Annotated in this window: 24 protein-coding genes; 9 read left to right on the top strand and 15 right to left on the bottom strand. The window is 43.6% G+C overall.

Going from position 1 to position 21,771, the window contains the following annotated elements:
* Positions 1-2 precede the first annotated feature (2 nt).
* From AC57BQ_RS19895 to AC57BQ_RS19880, 4 genes are read left to right on the top strand one after another with little or no spacing between them, the layout of a single operon-like run.
* A complete protein-coding gene (locus AC57BQ_RS19895) occupies positions 3-968 on the top strand; it encodes an FKBP-type peptidyl-prolyl cis-trans isomerase (RefSeq protein ID WP_496407926.1) in 966 nt (321 codons plus the stop codon).
* 59 nt (positions 969-1,027) lie between these two features.
* Entirely contained in the window at positions 1,028-2,011 is a 984-nt protein-coding gene (locus AC57BQ_RS19890; protein ID WP_496407925.1) for an FKBP-type peptidyl-prolyl cis-trans isomerase, read from the top strand.
* Between the two features lie 48 nt (positions 2,012-2,059).
* Positions 2,060-2,827: a TatD family hydrolase gene (locus AC57BQ_RS19885; protein ID WP_496407924.1), complete on the top strand. Its 768-nt coding sequence runs from the start codon at positions 2,060-2,062 to the stop codon at positions 2,825-2,827.
* Positions 2,828-2,868: 41 nt separating this feature from the next.
* Complete coding sequence (locus AC57BQ_RS19880; RefSeq protein ID WP_090472632.1) at positions 2,869-3,891, top strand: asparaginase; 1,023 nt, start codon at positions 2,869-2,871, stop codon at positions 3,889-3,891.
* A gap of 387 nt (positions 3,892-4,278) precedes the next feature.
* On the opposite strand, the gene AC57BQ_RS19875 is transcribed toward AC57BQ_RS19880, so the two are convergent.
* Genes AC57BQ_RS19875 through AC57BQ_RS19865 form a run of 3 tightly spaced genes read right to left on the bottom strand, consistent with a single transcriptional unit; the run spans position 4,279 to position 6,217 of the window.
* The gene (locus AC57BQ_RS19875) at positions 4,279-4,995 is read right to left on the bottom strand and encodes a LytR/AlgR family response regulator transcription factor (protein WP_496407923.1); all 717 of its coding nucleotides are present in this window, start codon (positions 4,993-4,995) and stop codon (positions 4,279-4,281) included.
* Positions 4,992-6,020: a sensor histidine kinase gene (locus AC57BQ_RS19870; RefSeq protein WP_496407922.1), complete on the bottom strand. Its 1,029-nt coding sequence runs from the start codon at positions 6,018-6,020 to the stop codon at positions 4,992-4,994. Before AC57BQ_RS19870 ends, AC57BQ_RS19875 begins: the two co-directional genes overlap by 4 nt.
* 8 nt (positions 6,021-6,028) lie before the next feature.
* Positions 6,029-6,217, bottom strand: coding sequence for a hypothetical protein (locus AC57BQ_RS19865; RefSeq protein WP_496407921.1), 189 nt, complete (start codon positions 6,215-6,217; stop codon positions 6,029-6,031).
* A gap of 32 nt (positions 6,218-6,249) precedes the next feature.
* Here AC57BQ_RS19865 and AC57BQ_RS19860 point away from each other — a divergent pair, with 32 nt between their 5' ends.
* Entirely contained in the window at positions 6,250-7,065 is an 816-nt protein-coding gene (locus tag AC57BQ_RS19860; RefSeq protein WP_496407920.1) for a DUF3108 domain-containing protein, read from the top strand.
* A 70-nt stretch (positions 7,066-7,135) separates the two neighbouring features.
* Here AC57BQ_RS19860 and AC57BQ_RS19855 read toward each other — a convergent pair whose 3' ends face one another.
* From AC57BQ_RS19855 to AC57BQ_RS19825, 7 genes are all read right to left on the bottom strand, one after another.
* Positions 7,136-7,654: a hypothetical protein gene (locus AC57BQ_RS19855; RefSeq protein ID WP_496407919.1), complete on the bottom strand. Its 519-nt coding sequence runs from the start codon at positions 7,652-7,654 to the stop codon at positions 7,136-7,138.
* 19 nt (positions 7,655-7,673) lie between these two features.
* Positions 7,674-8,666 (bottom strand): hypothetical protein, encoded by a 993-nt coding sequence (locus tag AC57BQ_RS19850; RefSeq protein ID WP_496407918.1) that lies wholly within the window; start codon positions 8,664-8,666, stop codon positions 7,674-7,676.
* A gap of 131 nt (positions 8,667-8,797) precedes the next feature.
* The gene (locus AC57BQ_RS19845; RefSeq protein ID WP_496407917.1) at positions 8,798-9,163 is read right to left on the bottom strand and encodes a hypothetical protein; all 366 of its coding nucleotides are present in this window, start codon (positions 9,161-9,163) and stop codon (positions 8,798-8,800) included.
* 60 nt (positions 9,164-9,223) lie between these two features.
* Positions 9,224-11,341 (bottom strand): carboxypeptidase-like regulatory domain-containing protein, encoded by a 2,118-nt coding sequence (locus AC57BQ_RS19840; RefSeq protein ID WP_496407916.1) that lies wholly within the window; start codon positions 11,339-11,341, stop codon positions 9,224-9,226.
* Between the two features lie 14 nt (positions 11,342-11,355).
* Positions 11,356-12,333, bottom strand: a complete 978-nt coding sequence (locus tag AC57BQ_RS19835) for a FecR family protein (RefSeq protein ID WP_496407915.1) — start codon at positions 12,331-12,333, stop codon at positions 11,356-11,358.
* Positions 12,330-12,914 carry an RNA polymerase sigma-70 factor gene (locus AC57BQ_RS19830; protein ID WP_496407914.1) on the bottom strand — a complete coding sequence of 195 codons (585 nt, stop codon included), beginning with the start codon at positions 12,912-12,914 and terminating at the stop codon, positions 12,330-12,332. Before AC57BQ_RS19830 ends, AC57BQ_RS19835 begins: the two co-directional genes overlap by 4 nt.
* A gap of 136 nt (positions 12,915-13,050) precedes the next feature.
* Positions 13,051-13,812, bottom strand: a complete 762-nt coding sequence (locus AC57BQ_RS19825) for an MBL fold metallo-hydrolase (protein WP_496407913.1) — start codon at positions 13,810-13,812, stop codon at positions 13,051-13,053.
* 96 nt (positions 13,813-13,908) lie between these two features.
* Between AC57BQ_RS19825 and AC57BQ_RS19820 the strand changes: the two genes are divergently transcribed.
* The gene (locus tag AC57BQ_RS19820) at positions 13,909-14,277 is read left to right on the top strand and encodes a winged helix-turn-helix transcriptional regulator (protein WP_496407912.1); all 369 of its coding nucleotides are present in this window, start codon (positions 13,909-13,911) and stop codon (positions 14,275-14,277) included.
* A gap of 151 nt (positions 14,278-14,428) precedes the next feature.
* On the opposite strand, the gene AC57BQ_RS19815 is transcribed toward AC57BQ_RS19820, so the two are convergent.
* From AC57BQ_RS19815 to AC57BQ_RS19805, 3 genes are read right to left on the bottom strand one after another with little or no spacing between them, the layout of a single operon-like run.
* Positions 14,429-15,421, bottom strand: coding sequence for an aldo/keto reductase (locus AC57BQ_RS19815; RefSeq protein ID WP_496407911.1), 993 nt, complete (start codon positions 15,419-15,421; stop codon positions 14,429-14,431).
* Between the two features lie 18 nt (positions 15,422-15,439).
* A complete protein-coding gene (locus tag AC57BQ_RS19810; RefSeq protein WP_496407910.1) occupies positions 15,440-15,727 on the bottom strand; it encodes a putative quinol monooxygenase in 288 nt (95 codons plus the stop codon).
* Entirely contained in the window at positions 15,699-16,337 is a 639-nt protein-coding gene (locus AC57BQ_RS19805; RefSeq protein ID WP_496407909.1) for an NAD(P)H-dependent oxidoreductase, read from the bottom strand. The genes AC57BQ_RS19810 and AC57BQ_RS19805 overlap by 29 nt, the downstream gene beginning before the upstream one ends.
* A gap of 103 nt (positions 16,338-16,440) precedes the next feature.
* Here AC57BQ_RS19805 and AC57BQ_RS19800 point away from each other — a divergent pair, with 103 nt between their 5' ends.
* Positions 16,441-17,337, top strand: a complete 897-nt coding sequence (locus tag AC57BQ_RS19800; protein ID WP_496407908.1) for a LysR family transcriptional regulator — start codon at positions 16,441-16,443, stop codon at positions 17,335-17,337.
* Positions 17,338-17,551: 214 nt separating this feature from the next.
* On the opposite strand, the gene AC57BQ_RS19795 is transcribed toward AC57BQ_RS19800, so the two are convergent.
* Positions 17,552-19,036, bottom strand: coding sequence for an aldehyde dehydrogenase (NADP(+)) (locus AC57BQ_RS19795; protein WP_496407907.1), 1,485 nt, complete (start codon positions 19,034-19,036; stop codon positions 17,552-17,554).
* A 165-nt stretch (positions 19,037-19,201) separates the two neighbouring features.
* Positions 19,202-20,068 carry a glycosyltransferase family 2 protein gene (locus AC57BQ_RS19790; RefSeq protein WP_496407906.1) on the bottom strand — a complete coding sequence of 289 codons (867 nt, stop codon included), beginning with the start codon at positions 20,066-20,068 and terminating at the stop codon, positions 19,202-19,204.
* 62 nt (positions 20,069-20,130) lie between these two features.
* Here AC57BQ_RS19790 and AC57BQ_RS19785 point away from each other — a divergent pair, with 62 nt between their 5' ends.
* Positions 20,131-20,925, top strand: a complete 795-nt coding sequence (locus AC57BQ_RS19785; protein ID WP_496407905.1) for a glycosyltransferase family protein — start codon at positions 20,131-20,133, stop codon at positions 20,923-20,925.
* 514 nt (positions 20,926-21,439) lie between these two features.
* A complete protein-coding gene (locus AC57BQ_RS19780) occupies positions 21,440-21,769 on the top strand; it encodes a hypothetical protein (RefSeq protein ID WP_496407904.1) in 330 nt (109 codons plus the stop codon).
* Positions 21,770-21,771: the final 2 nt, after the last annotated feature.

Genomic DNA, 21,771 nt, shown 5'->3' with positions numbered 1-21,771 from the left:
AAATGAAAAGAAAATTGATGTTCTTGTCTCTTGCGGCTATAGGTTTAGCAAGTTGCAACGGTGGATTTAAGCAGGGCGATGGCGGCTTGCTTTATAATATTCACACTTCTAAAGGTGGAGCCAAAATTAAAGAAGGCGATTTTATAAGCCTTAACATGGTGGTAAAAACCGATGGCGACTCTGTGCTGAACAGTACTTATGAAAGCGGCCAGCCTACAAGAATGGCTATGCCAAAACCACAAGCCAAAGGTGATGTGGTTGCAGGTATTGGTTTACTGGGCGAAGGTGATAGCGCTACTTTTAAAATAGCTTCCGATTCGATATTTAAAGGTGGTCAGCAACGTCCTCCGGGCTTTAAAAGCAAGTACCTGGTGTTTGTAGTTAAGGTTGAAAAAGTAATAGCTAAAGGCGCTCTTAATGAGCAGGTGTTCCGTGGCCGTGTAATGGATTATATTAAATCACAAGGTGATGCTTTAAAAGCACAGGAACCAGCCAAGATCAAAAAATATATTGCCGATCATAACCTTACATTGACCAAAACAGCTTCTGGCTTGCAATACGTTATTACCACCCCTGGTACTGGCGAAAAACCAGCAGTTGGCGATACCGCGGTAGTAAATTATACCGGTAAAATGGTTAGCGGTAAAGTATTTGATACCAGCATTAAAGCAGAAGCTCTTAAAGCGAAAATACCTGTTGATCCAATGCGTCAGTTTGCGCCTATCCGTATTCCGGTTGGCCAGGCTAAAGTAATACCAGGTTGGGACGAAGGCTTGCAATTGTTAAACAAAGGTGCTAAAGCGATATTTATTATTCCATCTGATATTGCTTATAAAGATCAGGGAATTGGCCCAATTGGCCCATACTCTCCATTGGTGTTTGAAATGGATATGGTTGATGTAGTTAAACCAAATCCTAATGCTCCAAAGCCGGTTGTACCAGGTTTAACACCGCCACCAGCTAAATAATTAAAAGAAATTGAACACAGCCTTTTTGCCCGCGGGCAAAAAGGCTTTTTTTTGTTAATATGAAACGTGCTATTTATTTCATCCTGCCCCTGATTGCCTTATTTACCATAAGCGTAAAGGCGCAAGTAACCGATCTGAAAAAGACCTCCAATGGTGCCTTGTATAAGATATTTACCAGCAACACCGGCGTAAAAGCAAAACAGAACGATGTGATCACCTTTAACTTTATCCAAACTACGGATAAAGATTCGCTATTGTTCAGCACCTATAAATCCGGGAAGCCGGTACAGGCGCAAATACAGGCTTCCCAAAACGTAGGCGACCTGATGGAAGTTTTCCCTTTGCTGTGCGCAAAGGACAGCGCCCTGGTCAAAGTACCTACCGACTCTGTTTTTAAAGGACATGAAGAAGCACGTCCTCCGTTTTTTCCGAAAGGCAGTTATTTAACCTTTGTTATTAAGATAGAAAAGATCCAATCGTTAAATGAAGCTATTGTTGAGAAAAACACTGAAGGACAAAAACTGAAAGATAAAGAACTAACAGAGGCCAACAGTTATTTAGCGGCCAATAAGATAAATGCGATACCAACCGGCTCTGGTTTAAGATATGTGGTTACCAAGCCATCAGTAAAACGCAAACCCTTAGCCGGCGATACGGTACTGGTAAATTATACCGGACGTATATTAAATGGAAAAGTATTTGACTCAAGCATTGCAGCCGATGCTAAAAGCGCGGGTCTGGATCAACCAGGTCGTGAGTATAAGCCAATAAGCGTAGTGCTTGGTCGGCAACAAGTGATACCCGGTTGGGACGAAGGCTTGCTGTTACTGAACGAAGGTTCAAAAGCTAAATTTATCATCCCATCGACCCTGGCTTATGGCGATAGAGGTGCCGGTCAGGATATACCACCATACAGCACATTGATATTTGATATAGAATTGGTACAGGTTAAACAAGCTAAACATGCCCCGGCCAAAACGGGTGTAGTTAGTCCGACTAAAAAACGGGTTTATAAAAAACCGCTCACTAAAAAGACAAATTAATAAAAAAGCCTTCTGCCAAAAACCAGAAGGCTTTTTTATTTTTGCACTATGGTACTAACCGACACACATACCCACTTATATTACGAAACCATTGCCGATAAGCGCGCGGCCTTAATGGAACGCTGCCTGAGCAATAACATCAGCCGCCTGTTTTTACCTAATGTTGACAGAGAATCCGTGCCAATGGTGTTTGACCTGGTGCAGGCTTATCCCGACCAATGCTTTCCGATGCTGGGTTTACATCCCTGCTCGGTAAAAGAAAACTGGCAGCAGGAACTTAACGATATCCGGGAGGCCCATCAGCAACATCAAATTGTAGCCATCGGCGAGATCGGTATCGATCTGTACTGGGATAAAACTACCCTGAATGAACAGATAGAAGCTTTCCGTCAACAGATCAACTGGGCAAAAAGTCTTAAACTCCCTATCGTTATCCATTGCCGTGATGCCTTTAATGAGGTATACGAGGTGCTGCAGCAAGAGCAGGACGATAACCTGCGTGGTGTTTTCCACTGCTTTACCGGCACGCTGGAGCAGGCCCAAAAAGTAACGGCTTTGGGCTTTTACCTGGGTATAGGCGGGGTGGTTACCTACAAAAATTCGGGTTTGGATAAAGTTGTAACCGAAATTGACTTGAAACATATAGTTTTAGAAACAGATTCTCCGTACCTTACGCCCGTTCCGTTCCGCGGCAAGCCTAATGAAAGTTCATACCTGATCTACATTGCACAAAAGGTGGCGGAGCTGCATCAAATACCCCTGGATAAAGTGGCCGATATAACCACCGAAAATTCAAAAAGGCTATTTGGTATTTAACAACATTATTTATTGAATTTTATACAGCATACTAATATTTCATGAGCCAGATACTGATCATCTATACCGGAGGGACAATTGGAATGATGACCGATCCTGTGACCAAAGTTTTAAAACCTATCGACTTTGAGCATATCATGGATAATGTTCCGGAACTTGAAAAATTAAACTGCAAAATTAAGGTTCATTCTTTTGATGAGATCATTGATTCATCAAACATGAACCCGGCTATCTGGAGCGAACTGGCTGGCATCATCCTGTCAAACTACCATGATAACGATGGCTTTGTGATATTGCATGGTTCTGATACCATGGCCTATACCGCATCTGCTTTAAGCTTTATGCTCGAGAACCTGGGTAAACCCATCATATTCACCGGCTCACAACTGCCCATAAGTGCTATACGCACCGATGCCAAGGAAAACCTGATGACAGCCATTGAGATTGCCAAATCAAAAAAAGGCGACCGTGCACGTGTACCAGAAGTTTGCATTTACTTTGATTATAAACTGTTCCGTGGTAACCGGGCATTTAAATACAATTCTTCCAAATTCGAGGCATTCCGTTCGCCTAACTATCCTATACTGGCCGAGTCGGGTGTCCACCTGCGTTTCAGCGCCAATGATATCAGGCATCCGCAGGAAGGTTCGGAACTTATTATCCATAATAACCTGGTGAGTGATGTGGCCGTATTAAAGCTATATCCGGGCATTGGTACTAAAGTGGTGGAAACCATTCTAAACTCCGATGTAAGGGGTATTGTAATGGAAACATTTGGAGCAGGCAATACAACTACAGATAGTTGGTTTATTGATTTGCTGAAAGGTGCTATTGACAGTGGTAAAGTGATCGTGGATATTTCGCAATGTAAAGTAGGTACGGTTGAACTGGGCAGGTACGATACCAGTCGCCAGTTGAAAGATATAGGCGTGGCTAATGGCTATGATATGACCTTTGAATCTGCCGTAACCAAAATGATGTACCTGCTGGGGATGTTTGATGACCCGGCCCAGGTAAAATATTATATGGAGCTTGATTTACGGGGTGAGATCACAGTATCGTAAGTTCTTCTTATTCTCTGTCTCTAAACCTGTTTACCTCTCCACGCGTCATTGCGAGGAACGAAGCAATCTCTAAGCTTTACAGGGCGAATAATGCAAATCGTAGAGCGCTCAATTGCCGCTAAGGCTGTTACTTTGTCTTGATACAAAGTAACCAAAAATCAAGTCAGCAGAAATGCTTCTTTGCGCTCATGGCCTTTGCCCTGCAAAGCTGGCAGAACCACGGGCTGCAATTATTTTACCCTACTTCGTTCCCACAACCCTACGCTTCAGCAAAAACTTGCTATGCCCCTACAGCCGCACAGGCCACCATTGTTCTGCCCGCTTTCGTCCGAAGCTGTTCTGCTGACAGGAAAGGAAAAGGATTGTGCTCAATCACTAATTCAATAATTAAAATATCCTTTGATTAATAACCGCCATAAAACCATCCTTAAACTTTTCGCTTACGGGGATGTGCTTGTCACCAATGTAGATGTGGTTATCCTGGATCTTGTTGAGCTGTTTGGTATTGACGATATAAGAGTTGTGTACCCGCACAAACGGAACGGTAAGCTGTTCCTCAATATCCTTTAACCTGCGATAGATCAATAGCTGATCGGTATGGGTCACTACTCGCACGTATTCTTTTTCGCCTTCAAAATACAGGATATGTTCCAGCAGGATCTTGCGCAGCACCTTGCCCGATTTTACAAAAAAGTATTCCTGATCTGCTTGTACAGGTATGGCAACCGCCGCCGGAGCCTTACCAAAGTACGATTCTATTTTTTGCTGCGCCGCCAGGAAACGTTTCAAGGTAATAGGTTTCAGCAGGTAGTCGATAGTTTTAAAAGTATAACTTTCGGCCGCAAACTCAGAGTAGGCTGTAGTGAAAATGATCTTTGTATCAGCTGGTAATAGGGCAGCAAGCTCCATCCCACTCAGATGGGGCATGTTGATATCTAGAAATATAAAATCAACCTTGTTTTTGTTCTCCTTTAAAAAAGCGAGCGCCTCCAGGCCATTGTAGCACTTGGTTAAAAGCTGCCATTGTGTGGTTTGGCCAATCAGCATTTCGAGCAGTTTCACCGCATTGGGTTCATCGTCAATAATAATACAACTTAAATTCACGCTAAAGGGATCTTTAAAAAAGCCGTAAATGATTGTTCGTTTTTATGGGTATCCAGTTCAAAATTGTTTTGGTAAAGCAAGGTAAGTCTTTTACGCAAATTAGTGATACCAAAACCATTGCTACCGTTCTGTTTGGGCTTGTCGTAGATCCGGTTAACGGTTTCAAACATCAGGTAATTATCCTCCTGAACCAGCGAAATTTTAATGCAGTTATCCTGGCTTGATTTATCGATGCCATGCTTAAAAATATTCTCCACAAAAGTCATCAGCAGCATAGGCGGGATACGCAGGTCGGTGTTAAATTGTTTTGTGAAAGTGAGCTGCACTTCATGACGGATACGGATCTTTTCCAGCTCCAGGTAATTCTCCAAAAATTTAACTTCGGTATTAATGGAAACCTCATCCAACGGGCTTTCATCTAAAAAATAACGCATAATGTCTGATAAGCGCTCTATGAGCGCCGCCGTCCGGGGAGCTTCGCGGTAAGCCTCGTAATAAATATTGTTGAGCGTATTGAACAAAAAATGAGGCTGTACCTGCGATTTGAGCAGGTTGAGCTCGGCCTGGCTTTTTTGCACCATGATCTCTTCGGTTTGCTGCTTTAATTTAAAGTAAGCAATAGCGATACGGAATATAAAGCTGAGCGCGAATATCAAGCCGCCACCCAAAACAAATTTTAATAGGGTGGGAAATGTTATCGGCTCGGCTTGTCCGGGCTTGGCAAAATAGGTGTTATAAAAATAGGTACTCAAATACCCCCGGCCTATGCCTGCAACAAATAACAGGAGCAGGGAAAGTAGTGCATACAAAACATATTTGCGGGTTTCATAAAAACGGGGATACAGAAAGCGGATATTGCCGTATATGATCAATACATAATAAACAATGTACATGTTGGTATAAAACACACTTTCCTTAATGCCATCCATGGAGGTGAACGACAGGAAAAGTATAATATAAACAGAGATCCAGACCAGCCACTGGAGTTGGGTAATTGTAGCCTTACCCTTAAACACTTGCATCATGCCTAAAATTACAAAGGTTTTTTGTTGTTGAGCTTTTTTTTCAACGGATCCCCAATTTTATTCAACCGACGAGTATTGATAGTCAACTGATTGACCTGTAGTGGCTTGGTTGAACGTATAGCCAGCATGGTTAAAAATAGGCCCATAGCAGTTGAAATGATTTTTGGCAATAGCTTATAAATAACAGCTTTGATCATTCAATAGTAATAACCTTTAATAATTAACTATCATGAGAACGGACTGCTCCATCTTTAAATTTATTATTACCACTTTAGCCTTGCTATGGGCCTTAATGGGTAATTTAAAACCGGTATGGGCACAAACAGATACCATACGCCTGGCTGATAAACGATTAATGACACAGGTACTGCAACCGGGCAACCGCCAGTATCTGGTGTATTTTCAAATGCTGAAAAACAAAAAAAACTTACGTTTCTGGTACTGGATACGTAATACCTCCATCGAAAACCGGAGGGGTGAAAAGGTATTTACCATAAACCAACACTGGTTTGGCAGCGATACGTTGGCCTACCGCTCGGTATATTCGGTTAACAGAACAGCTGATTTTGCACCGCTTTACCATGCAGAAACTATTAACAATAAGACAAAGGCCTATAACTGGCGCGTGGATAAAATTACCGGGGCCGATAGTGTAAAGGATAATACGGCTAAAAACTTCTCGCTTGCGTTTACGCGACCCAATTTTAACTGGAACCTGGATATCGAAACTTTTGAAATGCTGCCCCTGGCCGCCGGCAAAACCTTTGTTATTAATTTTTACGATGCGGGGTTAGCGCCACCTGAATATGTAACCTATAAAGTAAGCGGCAGCGAAGTACTAAGCACCCTGAATAACGACAAAGTTGACTGCTGGAAACTTTTTACCGAAAGTGAATACCAGGGCAAGCACTATACCGAAACCTATTGGATAAGCAAAAAAGGGCATGAATTTTTAAGGGAAGAAGACAGCTTTGATGGCGGATACCGCTATAAAATTAAACTCCCCCTAATGACACCCGACCTGATGAAAAAGTTTGCTGAATAAAGAATAAAGCCCTTTCCTTACGGAGAGGGCTTTTTGATTGGATATATTTAAGATTTAGGATAAAGCGATATTAAAAACCATATGCCATACGGATCGTAGCAGTACCAAAATTGGAACCTTGCTGGATGAAATGCTCATACCCGATGCCTGTATCCCATGATTTGGATGCGAAACCGATACTTGGCGATAGGATCAGTTTAACAGGGCCGCCGGGTGTTTCAAAACCGGCACCTGCTTCGGCTGCCCAGTAAAAACCTGAGCTTACAAATGATTTGATCCCAACCTTAACCGGGATAATGCCCATATCATCGGGCTGGGTAAAACCAAAGCCTGGAATCTCCTGTTTTTTAGCGGAGAAGTTATAGTAACCTGATGTAAAGGTGAGTGCCAATGAATTGCTCAAGCCATATTGAGCACGTAATGTAGCACCCAGTTCAAAATTGCTGTACTTTTTAATGCTTCCGGTGGGCAAACCGGCCTCAGCGCCAAGGCTCCAGTGCCATTTGCCTTTTTCTGTTGTTTGGGCATAACTGTGTAACGTGCCCACAATTAATAATGCGCTTAAAAGGTAAATGAATTTGTGTTTCATGATGGTTGTGTCTGATAGGTTAATTCAATTTAAGATGATAGGCGAGTTTAAGCGTAAGTGTATGTGGTATACGATCATTGCTGTAATTGTCATACTTAGCGCCAATATCAAAGCCATTGTGAAAGCGTAAACCTAACGAGGGCGTATACGCAAAAGAAGTAATATGCGAGGCAAATGCGACACCCGTTTCGCCGGCTATATAAAACTCATCGCCTAAAAACAAGCGGAGCCCTGCTTTAACGGGCAATACATTTTGTATGGCACTGGTTTGGCCCCAAACATAACCACCCTGCCCGTCATAACTAATATAAGCACCCTCATATTTTTTGAAGTAATGCATGTACCCAACAGAACCGGTGGCTTCCAGGTTGTTTGTTAATGATTTGCTGATGCCAACTTCGGCGCCCAGCACAAAATCAGATTTACCAGCTATTAAACCGGGGTTAAGGCCCAGGGCTAGTTCCCAGCCTTTAGGTGGGTTTGTTTTTTTGTGTACCTTAAGTTTTGGGGTGCCTATACCATAAGCTAACCTTAAACCAATGTTTTTAGTCGATTTATCTTTGGTATAATCTTCATATTTCACGCTCAGGTCTATACCATTTTTAAATGCAAGGCCAACAGACGGCGACCATAAGAACGATGTTCCCCATTGCTCAAAAGCAAGGCCTGCACCGGCTTCGCCGCCCAGGTAAAAGTTATCCGTTACAAAATACTTAACACCCGCTTTAACCGGGATCACATTGTAGGGGCTGCCATATTGCGGGAAGCTGTCAAAATGATCTTTCTCAAAAAAATGAGTAAATCCGGTAGTGAGCGTTGCGGCAAAATGTTTGTTGATATCTTTTTGCAGCCTGATGTCGCCGCCGAGCGTGTATTTAAATGCGTTTGTGGGCGCTACTCCGGCGTCGATACCAAAGCCTAAGCGCCAGCCATTGGTTGTTTGTGCCCTTGCTATCGGGCAGCATAATATCAGCAGCAAAAAAAGTGATGATAAGCAAAGTTTAATTTTCATGTGTGTAATTTGTTTTTTAATGGTAATGAAGCTATCATGAGCCGTATTATACATACCGGTTGGTGAGCTTTAGCTCATGATGGTTTCATGTGATTACGCTATAATTATTAATTTGTGTGTGTGCAGAAGGGTTAGTCGGCCGGTAAAAAGTCGAGCGCTTTTTTAATGGTCAGCAGACTTGTGCCAAAGGCCAGTTCGGCCGCTTGTTGCTGGCTTTTAAGCAGGTATGAAATAAATATCACTACGCAAAAAACACTGAGCACGCTCAGCAAAAAGAATTTAAGGGCCCTGGTATCGGTGCAGGTTAACTCCCGGGTTTTTTGATCATGATGCAGATGAGTGATGCTGCTTTTTAGTAATACCAGTGAAAAAAGTAAAACCAGTGTCAATATCCTGGGTAGCTCCTGCCAGATCAGTAAACTGTAAATGATGATCAGCGTGCCGATCAGTAAAAAGATCATCAGTAAAGCAATAATTGTTTCGCGGACTCTTTCCATATTGTTGTTTGAGGCTGTGACAACAACTATGGCTTTTACCCCTACGCGGGCCGGGAAATATTATTTACTTAGTTTAAGACGATACCCCAGGCGCAGGGCAAATTGCTTGTAATAGCCGGACAGGCCGTAATCTTCAAATTTAAAGCTGGTCTCCAGCCCGCTACGGAAACTGAACCCGGCGGATACAGCATACATGAGCGACCGGTAAGGTTTAGTGGTAGTTTCATAAGGGTAAGTGCCACTGTAAATAGTTTGGTCAAACACACCGAATGCTTCGCCCACCTCACCGCCGATAAAAAACAAATTGCCGGTTTTTAGCCTGACACCTGCTTTTACCGGGATAAACCTGATTGGTTGTGGGTCATGATAACTTTCTTGGCCAAAAGAGGTATAACCCACAGAAAAAGTACCGGCAATATGTTCGCCAAGATCGCGCATAGTAAACAATTCGGTGCCATATACCATTTTATGCGGATCCCAGCCAACACCCGCGGTAGCAGTAGCGCCCAGATACCAGTCATCGGAATTGTCGACCTCTTTTGGAGGGCGTTTAAAAACAGAATTAAAGGAGATACCGGCTTCCCAGCCAACCCATTTCTTAATCTGGTGATCTGGGGGATAGCCGATAACGTCGTTAAAATCAGGGAGGTGATTGATGTTTTTATATCCAGGTACATGAAAGGCGATACTGTTATTATAACTGTTAAAAGTTGGCCCGGCAACCAGGCTGATGTTTTTGGAAAGCTGCACATTTAATAATAGTTTACCCTGCATTAGATGACTATCCCAGGTGCCGTTGTCATTAACAAAATGAAAAGCGGCTTCTGTAGAAACGTATACTTTATTGCTCAGCATAAAATCATGACCAAGACCAAAACCGGCGAGATACAGTTTATTTTGTGGCTGTATATTAGCACCTAAGTATACAGTAGTGTAAAAACCATGTGTGCCTGTTTTTAAAGAGATATTGGTATTCACAATATCATTGGCCGATAAAGTAACCTTATAAAAGCCGTTGCCAATAATGTTGACCAAACCTATGCTGGCGCCGTGTGAAGTATCGGCACGGTTAACCAGGCCTATCTGTACCCCTTTTAGTTTATGGGCCTCGTTATTTAGAGCAGCCACCTGCATCCCCGATACCTGGCCTTCGGCTTTGTTGATAAAGCCGGCAAACTGCACGCCTTTAACGGTATCCAGCGCGCGATTATGTACGCCCGCGGCCTGCAAGCCGGTAACCGTACCGCCCACCAGGTTAAAAACACCGGCGAGCTGCAGGTACCTCGAATTCATCCTGTTGATATTGAACAGGCCGCCAAACTCCAGTCCGTTTACACCGGCGGTATAGCCGCCCACCAGGTTAAGCGAAAATTTGTTAACCACCTGCGGACTAAATAAGCCATGCGAGCTCAAACCTGGCGTAAGCGATACCTGGAACGGGCGTTTGGCAAAAAAATCGGGTATGTTGAGGCTTTGGATTCGTTGCTTGGCGGTGATAAAAAAGCGGCCGGCGGCGGTTCTTTCCACATTGCTGCCTTTATTAGCCGCATGATCATAGTCAGATTCTTGCTGTCTGCTGCTTACGGATACGCTTTGCAGGAAATTGATGGAAGTATCCCTGTAATCCAGTTTGCTTGCTGTCAGACTGATCTGTCCGGGGTTTTCTGCCCTGAATTTGAGTTGAAAATAGCCATGTTCATCTGTAAGTGTTGAAGCCAGCTGTTGTTTGGCATATACGCTTACATTAGCCAGGCGGGCACCGCTGTGTTCGTCGATAACCAGGCCGCTGATGGAGTAGCTGTTGCTCTCGTTGGTAATATCGGTATTGTTAAACGAGAGGTTTGGCCTGGGCGGGGAGATAACGATATGATACTTGAGCTCGGTGATCTCATACCTGTCATGAAACAGCATGGTGAGGATCACTGCTACTGTTTGATTGCTTACGGTGAAAGTTACCAGGCTGTCTTTGGGCAACAGTTTATCATTGTATGCAAAGTAAAAGCCACCTTTTTTGCCTACCTCCTGTAACACATCGGCTATACGGGTATGATCAAAACTGACCGATACCCTTTTTTCCAGCAGGCTTTGCGCCTGTGTAAACATAGTGCTGACTATCAGTGAAATAACCGTCAGTATTGATTTTGCGAATTTAGGTAGTTGCGTATACGTTATTATCATTAACCGTAGCTGGTTTATCTGAGGATGATCTGGTCCTGTTTTTTTTCAATAGTTATCTGCAATGTTTTGGTAAGTAATTCTAAAACATAATCCAAACTAATATCAGTTTTAAAGGTAGTGGTCACCAGCTGGTTCTTTAACTCTTTTCTGCCGATAACAATGTGACAATTGTAAGCCTCGTTCAGCACCTGTACCAAACGGTAAAGCGATACACCTTTGGCCACAAACTCGTGACTGCGGTAGTAGGTATATAACTTATCAGGGGTTTTGATCTTGATCAACTTGCCGGTGCTGGCATTTAATAAAGCCATTTCGCCGGGTTTAAGTATGATCATGGCGCGGTTGCGGTTGTCGGTTACCTGCACTACGCCTGTCTCCACAATCACTTCAACCATACCGTTGCGGTTTTTTACATTGAACGACGTGCCCACCACTTTTATAGTGGCCCCGCCGGTTGAAATAATAAAGGGCTTGGCTTTGTTGGGGGCAACGCTAAAAAAAGCCTCGCCTTTAACCAGGGCAACGTTACGCTGTTCGCCCCGAAACCTTTTGGGATAATTGAGCAGGGCATACTTGTTCAGGGTGATCATGGAGCCATCAGAAAGCGTATCCGTTTTCACCAGATCCTGGGTTTCAAACGCCACCTGCGGGTTCATGAATCTGGTCATGAACAGCCAACTCCCGCCCGCTATAAATAATACGGCCGCAGCTATTTTAAGCCAGCCATAATGATGCATGGATACAGCCCTTGTTCGTGGTTTTTGCTCTGCGGCTCTTTGCTTTACACTTTGCAAGGAGGCCAGGGCATCAATATCCGGGTCGGCGGTAAAGTTTTTACTGCTGTCCCATATGAGCTTGAACTGCTCAAAACGGCGTTCATTAGCGGCATCCCTGGCACGCCATTCTTCCACCTGCAGCGCCTGCTCCTCCGAAACTTCTTTAAGCAGATAACTGATCAGCAGATCATCGTTGATATGTAAAGGTTGCTTCATCGTATCAGGTTCATTAATATCCATAATAACAGGGGCAGGTAATCTGCCAGTTGTAACCTGAGCCGTTTAAGCGCCTTGCCCATCTGGTTATCTACCGTTTTAATAGAAATACCCAGCCGCGCGGCTATCTCTGCGTATTTAAGCTCCTCAAACCGGCTCATCTGGAAAACGGTGCGGCATTGTTCGGGCAAGGCATTGATTGATCTGTATAAACGCTTTTCAAACTCCCGGTATTGCAGCTTATCAAGCGGGTGCTCTGTTTCTTGTTCCATCTTGTAAAATGTGTGTGTTTGATATTTCTGTTTTACCTTATGATGCTTAAAATAATTCATGCACTCGTTATGTACCGAGCGGTACAGATAGGCCTTTAATGAAGTATGTATGGTTATAGGTTCGCGCCTTTCCAGGATCTTTAAAAATACATCCTGTACCATTTCATCGGCTACGGTGCTGTTATTAACCAGCGTAAGGGCATAATGGTGCAGAGCAGCATAATGATCAAGATATATCCTGTCAAAATCCTGCTCATCCACGTTCAGGTGTAGCAGATAAGGTGTTTTATGGGTGTTTTCTGTTTGCAAAGCTTGGGTTTAAAAGTACTGTTTTAAACTTTTATTATGCAGCAGACAACAATACACACTAAAACCCCTATGCCTTATCGAAATTTTTTTCAATAAGGTATAGGGGTTAAAAATCAAGATAAAATGAAGGAGATGATTATATAAACCACTCGCCATCATTGGGTATATGGCAGCGCTGTGTAAAGTTATGTGCCGCTAAAGCCGCTTTGATATCCGCACGTCTTTCGACACAATGATTGGCGGTTTCCAGGTGTACTACATAAATGCTGGCTTTGGGCGCGTAGTTACAAACGGTTAAGATATCCTGAATATCCATCACAATAGGGTCTCCGGTTAAAAAACGACCTGCGCCGCCATTTAATACAATGTTTGCAGGCTGGTACTTATTTAGCGCATCCTGTACTTCGGCACACCAAACAGTATCCCCGGCAATATAGATGCTATCGCCGCCATAGTTGATCACATAGCCCGAAACAGTACCCATGCGTTCGCCTATTTCCCCTGTGCCGTGATGGCCGCCGGTACGACTGATGCTGATCCCCTCCCAAGCCAATTCATCATTAACGGGGGTGACATTGGTAAAACCCGCTTCGCGGATCAATCTGGTATCGGTAGGCTGGCAAAACAGGGTAATGTTTTTGGGCAGCAGTTCGCGGGCGGTAGCGTCCCAGTGGTCAAAGTGTTGTGCATGGGTAACGAGCACGGCATCTACACGGTCAATCAATTGCTTCAGTTCGTTTTCATCAACAAGGAGATCAACCAGCGGGTTTCTTAAAGTATTAGCTGTATTTGGAATTGGATCATAGCTGTCTTTGGGGGCCAGCATAGGATCAATGAGAATAGTTTTGCCATTGGCAGATAATATCTGGGTTGCGTGGCGCAATAATTGCAAGTTCATGTTAAAGCATTTAAATTTGATGCTTCAAAGGTCCGCTTATCCTTTGGCAAGCCCAAGAAGGTTACCTTTTAGTAACCAGTTCACTATTTGGTTACCATGAGTTACAATCAGTTCAGACATTGCGGTCTTAATGTTACCTTAAACATACTTTCGGGCAAATGGAAACCCATTATCCTGTATCATTTGTTTCACAATGCCGAGATGCGTTTTACCGAGCTTTGGCGCATCATTCCCAAGGTGGCCAAAAAGGTATTGCTTGATCATCTGAAACAAATGGAAGCCGACGGCCTCATCATCCGCGAAGAAAAACACGGCTTTCCGCCAGAGGTGAGTTATCGGATATCCGAAAAAGGAAAGGCCCTGGGTCCCGCACTGTCCGCGCTGGAAACCTGGGCCAATGAACATGCTGTTGAGGAGGTGGAGGAGTTTAAGAAAACCGCTGTGGGGAAATATCGGCCGCGGTAGAGCCTCTTGTTTGGGCTCTCTGTTCTTTACACGTCATTGCGAGGAACGAAGCAATCTCTACACAAGCAGGTCGATCAGAAAAGTCGGCTCTGTATAGCATAGAGATTGCTTCGTTCCTCGCAATGACGCGTGTGATAGAAGGGCGCTTTCCTTACCCAAAAATTCCCTCAAATGTCTTATTAACAAAAGCCAACTCCTCTGCCGAAAGCGTAAAGTCAACCGCTTTGGCGTTGTCAATAGCCTGGGTGGCGTTACGGGCGCCTGCCAATACCAGGGTAATACCGGGCTGCAGGGTTGTCCAGCGTAATACCAATTGCGATAAACTTGCCTCTTTTTCCTTCGCCAGCGGACGGATAGCCTCTAAAAACAGATTTACTTTACCAATCGAAAACTGGTTAAAATAGCCGTTGCGGTGATCATTATCACTCAGTTTAAAATCGGGTTTGTATTTGCCGGTAAGCAAGCCACGCTCCAGCGGACTGTAAGCGATAATGCCGATATGGTTCTCCATAGCATAAGGCACTACATCTTGTTCAATAGCGCGGTTAAGCATGCTGTAAGGTACCTGGTTTGATGCCAGTTGGATGCTTTGCTGTGCGGTTTCCATTTGCTGCAGGCTGTAGTTGCTCACACCTGCCGCTCTGATCTTGCCTTGTTTAATGAGCAGTTCCAGCGTCTCCATGGTTTCGGCTATGGGTGTGGTAGCATTTGGCCAGTGAATTTGCAGCAGGTCGATATAGTCGGTACCCAGGCGTTTCAGGCTGGCTTCCACCTCGCGGATAATGCTGCCCTTGGCCGCGTATTTATAAACAGGCAATTTGTTCCCATCATTGTCGGCTGCGTCAAAAAAGAACTCGCCTTTGCCTTGATTACTTTGATCCCATACCAGGCCAAATTTGGTAAGCAATTGTATTTTACTGCGATCATACCCAGCCACGGCCTTGCCTATTAATCCTTCGCTTAAACCAAAGCCATAAAACGGCGCGGTATCAATCGTGGTAACGCCATGATCGATAGATGCCTGTACGGCTTTGATCGATTCCTGCTCTTCGTTACCGCCCCACATATTACCGCCAATGGCAAATGCGCCGTAAGTAATGGCTGATAATTGCAGCTTTGTATTTCCTAATTTTCTGTATTCCATTTTTTGTGTTGCCGGCAATTATTTTACCGGCTGTGTTTTGTAAATCAAAATATCGCCATCGCGCAGATGGGCGGTGTTGCTAATAAAACGCCCGATGTGCGGCTGGCTGTTATGCAATTCTAAACCGGCGGCATCGCTCCATTCTTCGTGAAAGATGAACGTGTTCTCATCATCCACCTGGTGCAGATCATATTGCAGGCAGGCGGTTTCCTTGGTGGAATGGCTTACCAGTTCCAGTAAATGTGCTTTTAAAGTTTCGGCCTCGCCGGGTATGCTTTTAACTATTGCAGTTAAGTAAATGCTCATGTTCTTGTGTTTTTGTATTGGTGATGAAATTTTCGGTAAGATGATCAGTATAAATGGCCAGATCGCGCTGTACGTCGGCATTTTTTTCTACATCGTGAAAATGCAGACTTTTTAAAGGCGTCATCCCGGTAAAGGCGTTCATGCGGTGAAAACCGAACAGTACGCCGTCGTCCACACTGGTTTCGTTAAAGAATTCATTAGGCAAGGTAAAAGCTTCGCGGGGGGCGTTCCATGATGAAGTGACCATGTACTGCCTGCCATGCAGCATACCGCCTGTACCGTAATTAATGGCCGGATTGGCTGATGTACGGCCGTCACTGTGGTAAATGCCTTTGGCGTGACCTTCGGTAAATACAAGGTCGATATATTGTTTTAGCGCATGCGGCACCTGGAACCACCAGATAGGGGTATGATAGATCACTACATCGGCCCAAACATATTTTTCAACTTCTTCGGCAGGGTCATAATCATCGTTAACATCGGTATATTTTACCTCATAACCTGGCTGATTGCTAAAAAAATCAACACTGGCATCGCTGATGGTTTTATTAAACTTACCACCGGAATGACCAAATTTTTGTCCTCCGTTTATTACAAATATTTTTTTCATGTTGTTGTATTCAATTATTGATAGCACAAAATTATGTTAGATTTATCTACTATTAAAATAATTTAAATCATACATTTGTATCATAATTATAATAGTAAGAGTTATGGTAAATTTAGAATGGTACAGAACTTTTAAAGCGATATATGAAACCGGTACCCTTACCGGCGCGGCCGAATCCCTTTATGTATCGCAGCCTGGCGTGAGTTTGCACCTGGGCTCGTTAGAGGCTTATGTGGGCTATAAATTGTTCGACCGTACCTCGCGTAAAATGGTTTCAACTGAGCGGGGCAAGATCCTGTATAACTATATCCAGGAAGCGCTGGAAAAGCTGGAGTCGGCAGAAAAACATTTTCATCGCAGTACCGAAAAGGATACACCTACTATTAGCATAGGCATGTGTTTTGAGACCTTCCAGATCACACTCGAGCCTTACCTGGCTACGCTGCCCTTTAACGTGATTATTAAGTTTGGCGAATACCCGCAGATGCTGGCCGACCTGGATAACGGTATCCTTGACCTCATCATCACTCCCGAAAAGGGCAGTAATAAAAGCATCGAATACATCCCTTTTTCCAAAGAGACTATTGTACTGGTGGCCGGTAAAAATATTGACTGTGCCGAATTTGACAGATTGCTGGCACAGGACGACATGGCTGGTTTAGAACAATGGCTTAGCGCGCAGCGCTGGTATGGTACTACGGGAGATATGGAGCACTGGCTGCGTTTTTGGTACAACAACTTTAACCGCCGGCCTAACTTTAAGCCCAATTTTATTGTACCGAATTTAAATTCGATAGTACGGTGCCTGAGCAGCGGTACAGGCCTGGCGGTGATTCCCAATTTTCTATGTAAACGGGAGATAGAAAATGGCGATGTAAAACTGATATGGGAAGGCAAGCAAAAGGTGGAGAACACGCTGTATTTTTCTATGCGTAAGAAAACCATTTATGCCAAAGAGATAGAAAGCATCAAGGAGATTTTTATAAAAGAAATGGCGTAAATAGGGAGACACATCACATGTGTCTCCGAAGCCCGGCATGTTGGGAAGCCCATAAAATTGATTAATGTAAACCCCGTTATTTATGGTTTACACTGTAAACCGTTTTTTTTGATATAAAATAAGTTAATTAATTGATTGTCAATAATTTGAAATAATGTTAACCATGAAAAGTGTAAACCATGTAAACCCACTTTTTCGTCCCCTCAGGGGTGCCCTACTTTTTCCACTCATTATCAACCATACGCCAGATATTTAGCGGGTTGGCATTCTGCAGAGCCAGCGGCAGCTGACTGTCGGGCCAGTTTTGGTAACATACCGGGCGAACCCAGCGTTTTACAGCGTTAATGCCTACGGCAGTAAAGCGGCTATCAGTAGTGGCTGGCGAAGGACCTCCATGTACCATACTGGCACAAACCTCCACCCCGGTGGGCACACCGTTAAACAATATCCTGCCGGCGATAGATGGCAGCAGATCGATCAGTTCCGGATGATCGGTCAGGTCTTTTTCGGTACCCATGATGGTAGTAGTGAGTTGGCCCGATACCGATTTTAAAACCGCTATCAGTTCCTGCTCGTCGCGGCAACTTACCATGAGCGAGTACGGGCCAAAAACTTCCTCATGCAGCAGTGGGTTTTGCAAAAATGTTTCGCCGCTTACCTGGGCGATGATGGGTAATGCTTCTATATCATGCGCTGTTGCCTGGGCCTGTTCAACCAGGGCAACGCCATCCTGTTTAAGCGCCGCGTTGCTTTTTTTCTGATAAGCTGAATGGATGCCGGCATGCAGCATTTTAGCGGGTTGTACCGCTTTGATACCGGTGCTTAAATGCTCCAGGAAATCATGCAGGGCCGGACTTTCTACCGCGAGCATTAAGCCTGGATTAGTGCAAAACTGCCCCATGCCCAGTGTAATAGAACCTGTGTATTGTGCGGCCAGTTCGGCGGTGTTTTTTTGCAGGGAATCCGGTAAAAATATCACCGGGTTGATGCTGCCCATTTCAGAAAATACGGGTATCGGGTTTGCTCTTTGCGCCGAATAATCAAACAGCGCTTTACCGCCTGTAGTTGAGCCGGTAAAACCTACGGCCGCAGTATGCTCAGCTTGTACCAATGCCTTGCCGCTTTCGAAAGAAGTACCATGTACATGCTGAAAAACATCGGCAGGCATATTGCAAATAGTTATGGCTTTTTTAATTGCCTCATACACCATTTCCGAAGTTTCGGCATGGGCCGGATGGGCTTTTACCACAACCGGGCAACCGGCGGCCAGTGCGCTGGCTGTATCGCCGCCAGCAGTAGAGTAAGCGAAGGGAAAATTACTGGCTCCAAAAACTACCACCGGTCCCAAAGGGATCAGCATTTTGCGCAGATCGGGTTTGGGTAGCGGAGTGCGTTCGGGCTGGGCGGTATCAATAGTGGCCTCTACCCAACTGCCTTCGCGCAGCATGGTGGCAAACATCCGCAGTTGTCCCGTGGTACGGGCGCGTTCACCACTGAGGCGGGGAATGGGCAGATTGGTTTCTTCGGATGCTTTTTGTAACAGGGCATCACCCAGGGCTTCGATCTCCTGGGCTATAGTATCCAGGAAGGTACTTTTTTCTTCGATGCTCTTTTTTCGATAGATCCCGAACGCGGCGTATGAGCGCTGCATTACCTGGTTTATTTCGTCGACACTGGTTTCTTTAAATGGGTTAGCCATGACAGATGTTTATAATAGATGATCATACAAGCAGCCTTAGCCGCGAATATTTTTAACAAAGATATTTAAACAAGGTTCAATAAAATTGACCGAAACTATCCTTTAATGTTATGATTTTGGCTTTTTGAGGAAAGGAAGGGCTGGGATCTAAAAAGGACCTGAATTTTACTTGCTGCTAAGTATGCTCCACCGGAGCATCTGGAGACCTTTTTTTATTCTGTATTTAAAGGTAAATGCGTTTTTTTGAAACAGGTAAAACAGCAGGTTTTGCCAGGCAAATAATAGGTCTGTTTTGTTCATCGCCAAATATAAACAGCAGTACACAGAATCGTCCAGGCACTTTTGATATGCCCCGGTTTGCTGTATGGCATTGTGTTTTGATAAAAATTGGTAGTGATAGCTATAAAACCTGTAATCATAGTTTTGCGAACTAAAGCCACTCTCGCCATAGATGCAGGTATCAATATTTATATATTGTGTTTTGTATAATTTGCTAACAAATACCTTTAAAGTAAAATGATAATCGGCCGCTATTTTAAAGGAGTTATCGTAGGGGCCTAATTCGTCAAAAAGGGTTCTTTTATAGAATGCGCTTTGGTGATGTAAGCCTTCTGTTAAAACCTTATCCCGTGTGTCATAAGCATATTTTGTGTTTGATAACTGACCAATAACATTGCCATATATCAGGTGGCATGGCTTGTTACTTAATTCCTGATGTATAGCCGAGAATACCTTTGGGTCATACAATGTATCATCACTGCCCATAAAATATAACCAATCACCTTCGGCTAATTTTATACCCTTGTTCATGGCATCATAAATGCCTTTATCCGGCTCAGATAAATATTTAAGCGGTAAATCTTTGACATGGCTATTGATGATGGACATAGTATTGTCTGTGGACAAACCATCGATTATAATTACCTCGTAGTTAGTAAATGTTTGGTTCAAAATGCTGCCTAAAGCATTTGATAGTGTGGCTGCACCATTAAAAACCGGTATTATAATGGAAAAGAAAGGCTTATCTGACATAGATTTAATAGCGAACTAATGTATAAAATTATTTACTTTAGTTCGCTATCACTGGCTCAACTATGATCAATAAACTACCTGTTTCCGCCATTATTGTAGGGTACAATGAAGCCCGATTATTGGAGCAGGCCTTAAAGCCATTGTCGTTCTGTGATGAGATCTTATACTTTGACCTGGGCTCTGCGGATGATTCTAAAGAAATAGCGCTGCGATTTGGTGCGAAAGTAATTGATCATGCCCGGGTTGATAGTTGTGAATGGATACACGCCAAATATTCCAGATCAACAAAACATGAATGGGTACTGATTACCGATCCGGATGAAGTACTGAGCGAGGAGTTGGTTAACGAAATTCACCATATTTTTAATGGTGGAGTATCCCTGGAAAATATTGGAGCGATAAGCTCGCCCTGGATCTTTTATTTTAAAGGGAAAAGGCTCTACGGTACTAACTGGGGCGGCATAAACCGGAGGATATTATTGGTAAATCATAATCACTTTGAATTCCGGGAGCTTATTCACCTGGGTCGAAAAGTAAAAGAGGGATACACCACTTATGATATTGTTTTTAAGGGCAAAAATTTTATTCATCATTACTGGATGATAGGTTTCAGGAAACTTTTTGAAAAACATTCCAGATATCTGCGTAATGAAGGGGAAGCCCGCTTTAAAAACGGAATCCGGAGCACGCCCCGTGAAATAGCATTGCAGCCTCTCCGGTCATTCCGTAACAGTTTTATCTCTGCAAGGGGATACAGAGATGGTTTTACCGGTTTCTTTCTTTCCTGTTTCTGGGCATGGTATGAAACAAGCGCAAAAATCCGGAATTATACTTATCAAAAGCAAGCGGGCAAATGACCGAAAATCTTCGCAATAGTTTCTTTCTCCAGCCAAATCCCAACAAACCAAAAGATACTGACTCGTTAATAGCGCAAGAAGCAATTTTTTTTAGAAATATACTAATTATGACGGAATACGTGTTAATTTTACACCTGTAAAAACCATTTAGCTGGTGCCGCCGTAATTGCATTAATTGAGGCGGTTAAAGATTTCCACTATAAGCGGTTATAGTTTTTGGAAAACAAGTGTGTTCCGGGGTAAAACCCGGAGCGCATTTTGTTTTTATAGCACCAGCTAAATTAAAACCGCTGATGCCGTAAAATATGCTTATCTTTAAACAATTCCTTTCATACCACTGAATAAATTCTTAGGCATTGCCATTTTCTGACACGGTGATAATTAAGTTTTAGCTAATAAAACAATACCAGCATCACCGCCAAAATGAGCAAAAGCATTTGTTTACCTTGTTTAAAAACAATGTTATTGTATCATGAATTGTCGTTGCTGTTGTAAACATTAAAGCAAAGAAATAATGATAGTTGACAAGCAAGCAATAGAAAAGCAAACCCGTATGTACATGTTCGATTTGTTGAATACAGCCAAGGAACACGGTTTTAAAGGAGAAGATAACTGGGAATTAAGTATGGCCACCGATACCGAACGAATAAAAATTCAAAAAGATTATTATCCAACCATTGCAGCCAGAATATTCCCGGAAATATTATTACAGGTTTTTCATACAATTAAATCAAGGCTTGATCAGCCAAGCCACCAGGAAGACCGCAAAGAAGGAACGCGTAGTGCTTTGAATGAGGAACTAACCTATTTAGTAGCGTTTAATCCTAAGAGGCCCCGTACTTAGTA

This window comes from Mucilaginibacter sp. BGA-UO-ETr-C110 (assembly GCF_059567985.1).
Note: the sequence above shows the minus strand (reverse complement) of the source record. Positions and strands in the feature narration are given on the sequence as shown.

Coding starts and splice junctions, on each gene's coding strand:
- AC57BQ_RS19895 (WP_496407926.1), top strand. CDS start 3: ATGAAAAGAAAATTGATGTTCTTGTCTCTTGCGGCTATAGGTTTAGCA.
- AC57BQ_RS19890 (WP_496407925.1), top strand. CDS start 1,028: ATGAAACGTGCTATTTATTTCATCCTGCCCCTGATTGCCTTATTTACC.
- AC57BQ_RS19885 (WP_496407924.1), top strand. CDS start 2,060: ATGGTACTAACCGACACACATACCCACTTATATTACGAAACCATTGCC.
- AC57BQ_RS19880 (WP_090472632.1), top strand. CDS start 2,869: ATGAGCCAGATACTGATCATCTATACCGGAGGGACAATTGGAATGATG.
- AC57BQ_RS19870 (WP_496407922.1), bottom strand. CDS start 6,020: ATGATGCAAGTGTTTAAGGGTAAGGCTACAATTACCCAACTCCAGTGG.
- AC57BQ_RS19865 (WP_496407921.1), bottom strand. CDS start 6,217: ATGATCAAAGCTGTTATTTATAAGCTATTGCCAAAAATCATTTCAACT.
- AC57BQ_RS19860 (WP_496407920.1), top strand. CDS start 6,250: ATGAGAACGGACTGCTCCATCTTTAAATTTATTATTACCACTTTAGCC.
- AC57BQ_RS19855 (WP_496407919.1), bottom strand. CDS start 7,654: ATGAAACACAAATTCATTTACCTTTTAAGCGCATTATTAATTGTGGGC.
- AC57BQ_RS19850 (WP_496407918.1), bottom strand. CDS start 8,666: ATGAAAATTAAACTTTGCTTATCATCACTTTTTTTGCTGCTGATATTA.
- AC57BQ_RS19845 (WP_496407917.1), bottom strand. CDS start 9,163: ATGGAAAGAGTCCGCGAAACAATTATTGCTTTACTGATGATCTTTTTA.
- AC57BQ_RS19840 (WP_496407916.1), bottom strand. CDS start 11,341: ATGATAATAACGTATACGCAACTACCTAAATTCGCAAAATCAATACTG.
- AC57BQ_RS19835 (WP_496407915.1), bottom strand. CDS start 12,333: ATGAAGCAACCTTTACATATCAACGATGATCTGCTGATCAGTTATCTG.
- AC57BQ_RS19825 (WP_496407913.1), bottom strand. CDS start 13,812: ATGAACTTGCAATTATTGCGCCACGCAACCCAGATATTATCTGCCAAT.
- AC57BQ_RS19820 (WP_496407912.1), top strand. CDS start 13,909: ATGAGTTACAATCAGTTCAGACATTGCGGTCTTAATGTTACCTTAAAC.
- AC57BQ_RS19815 (WP_496407911.1), bottom strand. CDS start 15,421: ATGGAATACAGAAAATTAGGAAATACAAAGCTGCAATTATCAGCCATT.
- AC57BQ_RS19810 (WP_496407910.1), bottom strand. CDS start 15,727: ATGAGCATTTACTTAACTGCAATAGTTAAAAGCATACCCGGCGAGGCC.
- AC57BQ_RS19805 (WP_496407909.1), bottom strand. CDS start 16,337: ATGAAAAAAATATTTGTAATAAACGGAGGACAAAAATTTGGTCATTCC.
- AC57BQ_RS19800 (WP_496407908.1), top strand. CDS start 16,441: ATGGTAAATTTAGAATGGTACAGAACTTTTAAAGCGATATATGAAACC.
- AC57BQ_RS19795 (WP_496407907.1), bottom strand. CDS start 19,036: ATGGCTAACCCATTTAAAGAAACCAGTGTCGACGAAATAAACCAGGTA.
- AC57BQ_RS19790 (WP_496407906.1), bottom strand. CDS start 20,068: ATGTCAGATAAGCCTTTCTTTTCCATTATAATACCGGTTTTTAATGGT.
- AC57BQ_RS19785 (WP_496407905.1), top strand. CDS start 20,131: ATGATCAATAAACTACCTGTTTCCGCCATTATTGTAGGGTACAATGAA.
- AC57BQ_RS19780 (WP_496407904.1), top strand. CDS start 21,440: ATGATAGTTGACAAGCAAGCAATAGAAAAGCAAACCCGTATGTACATG.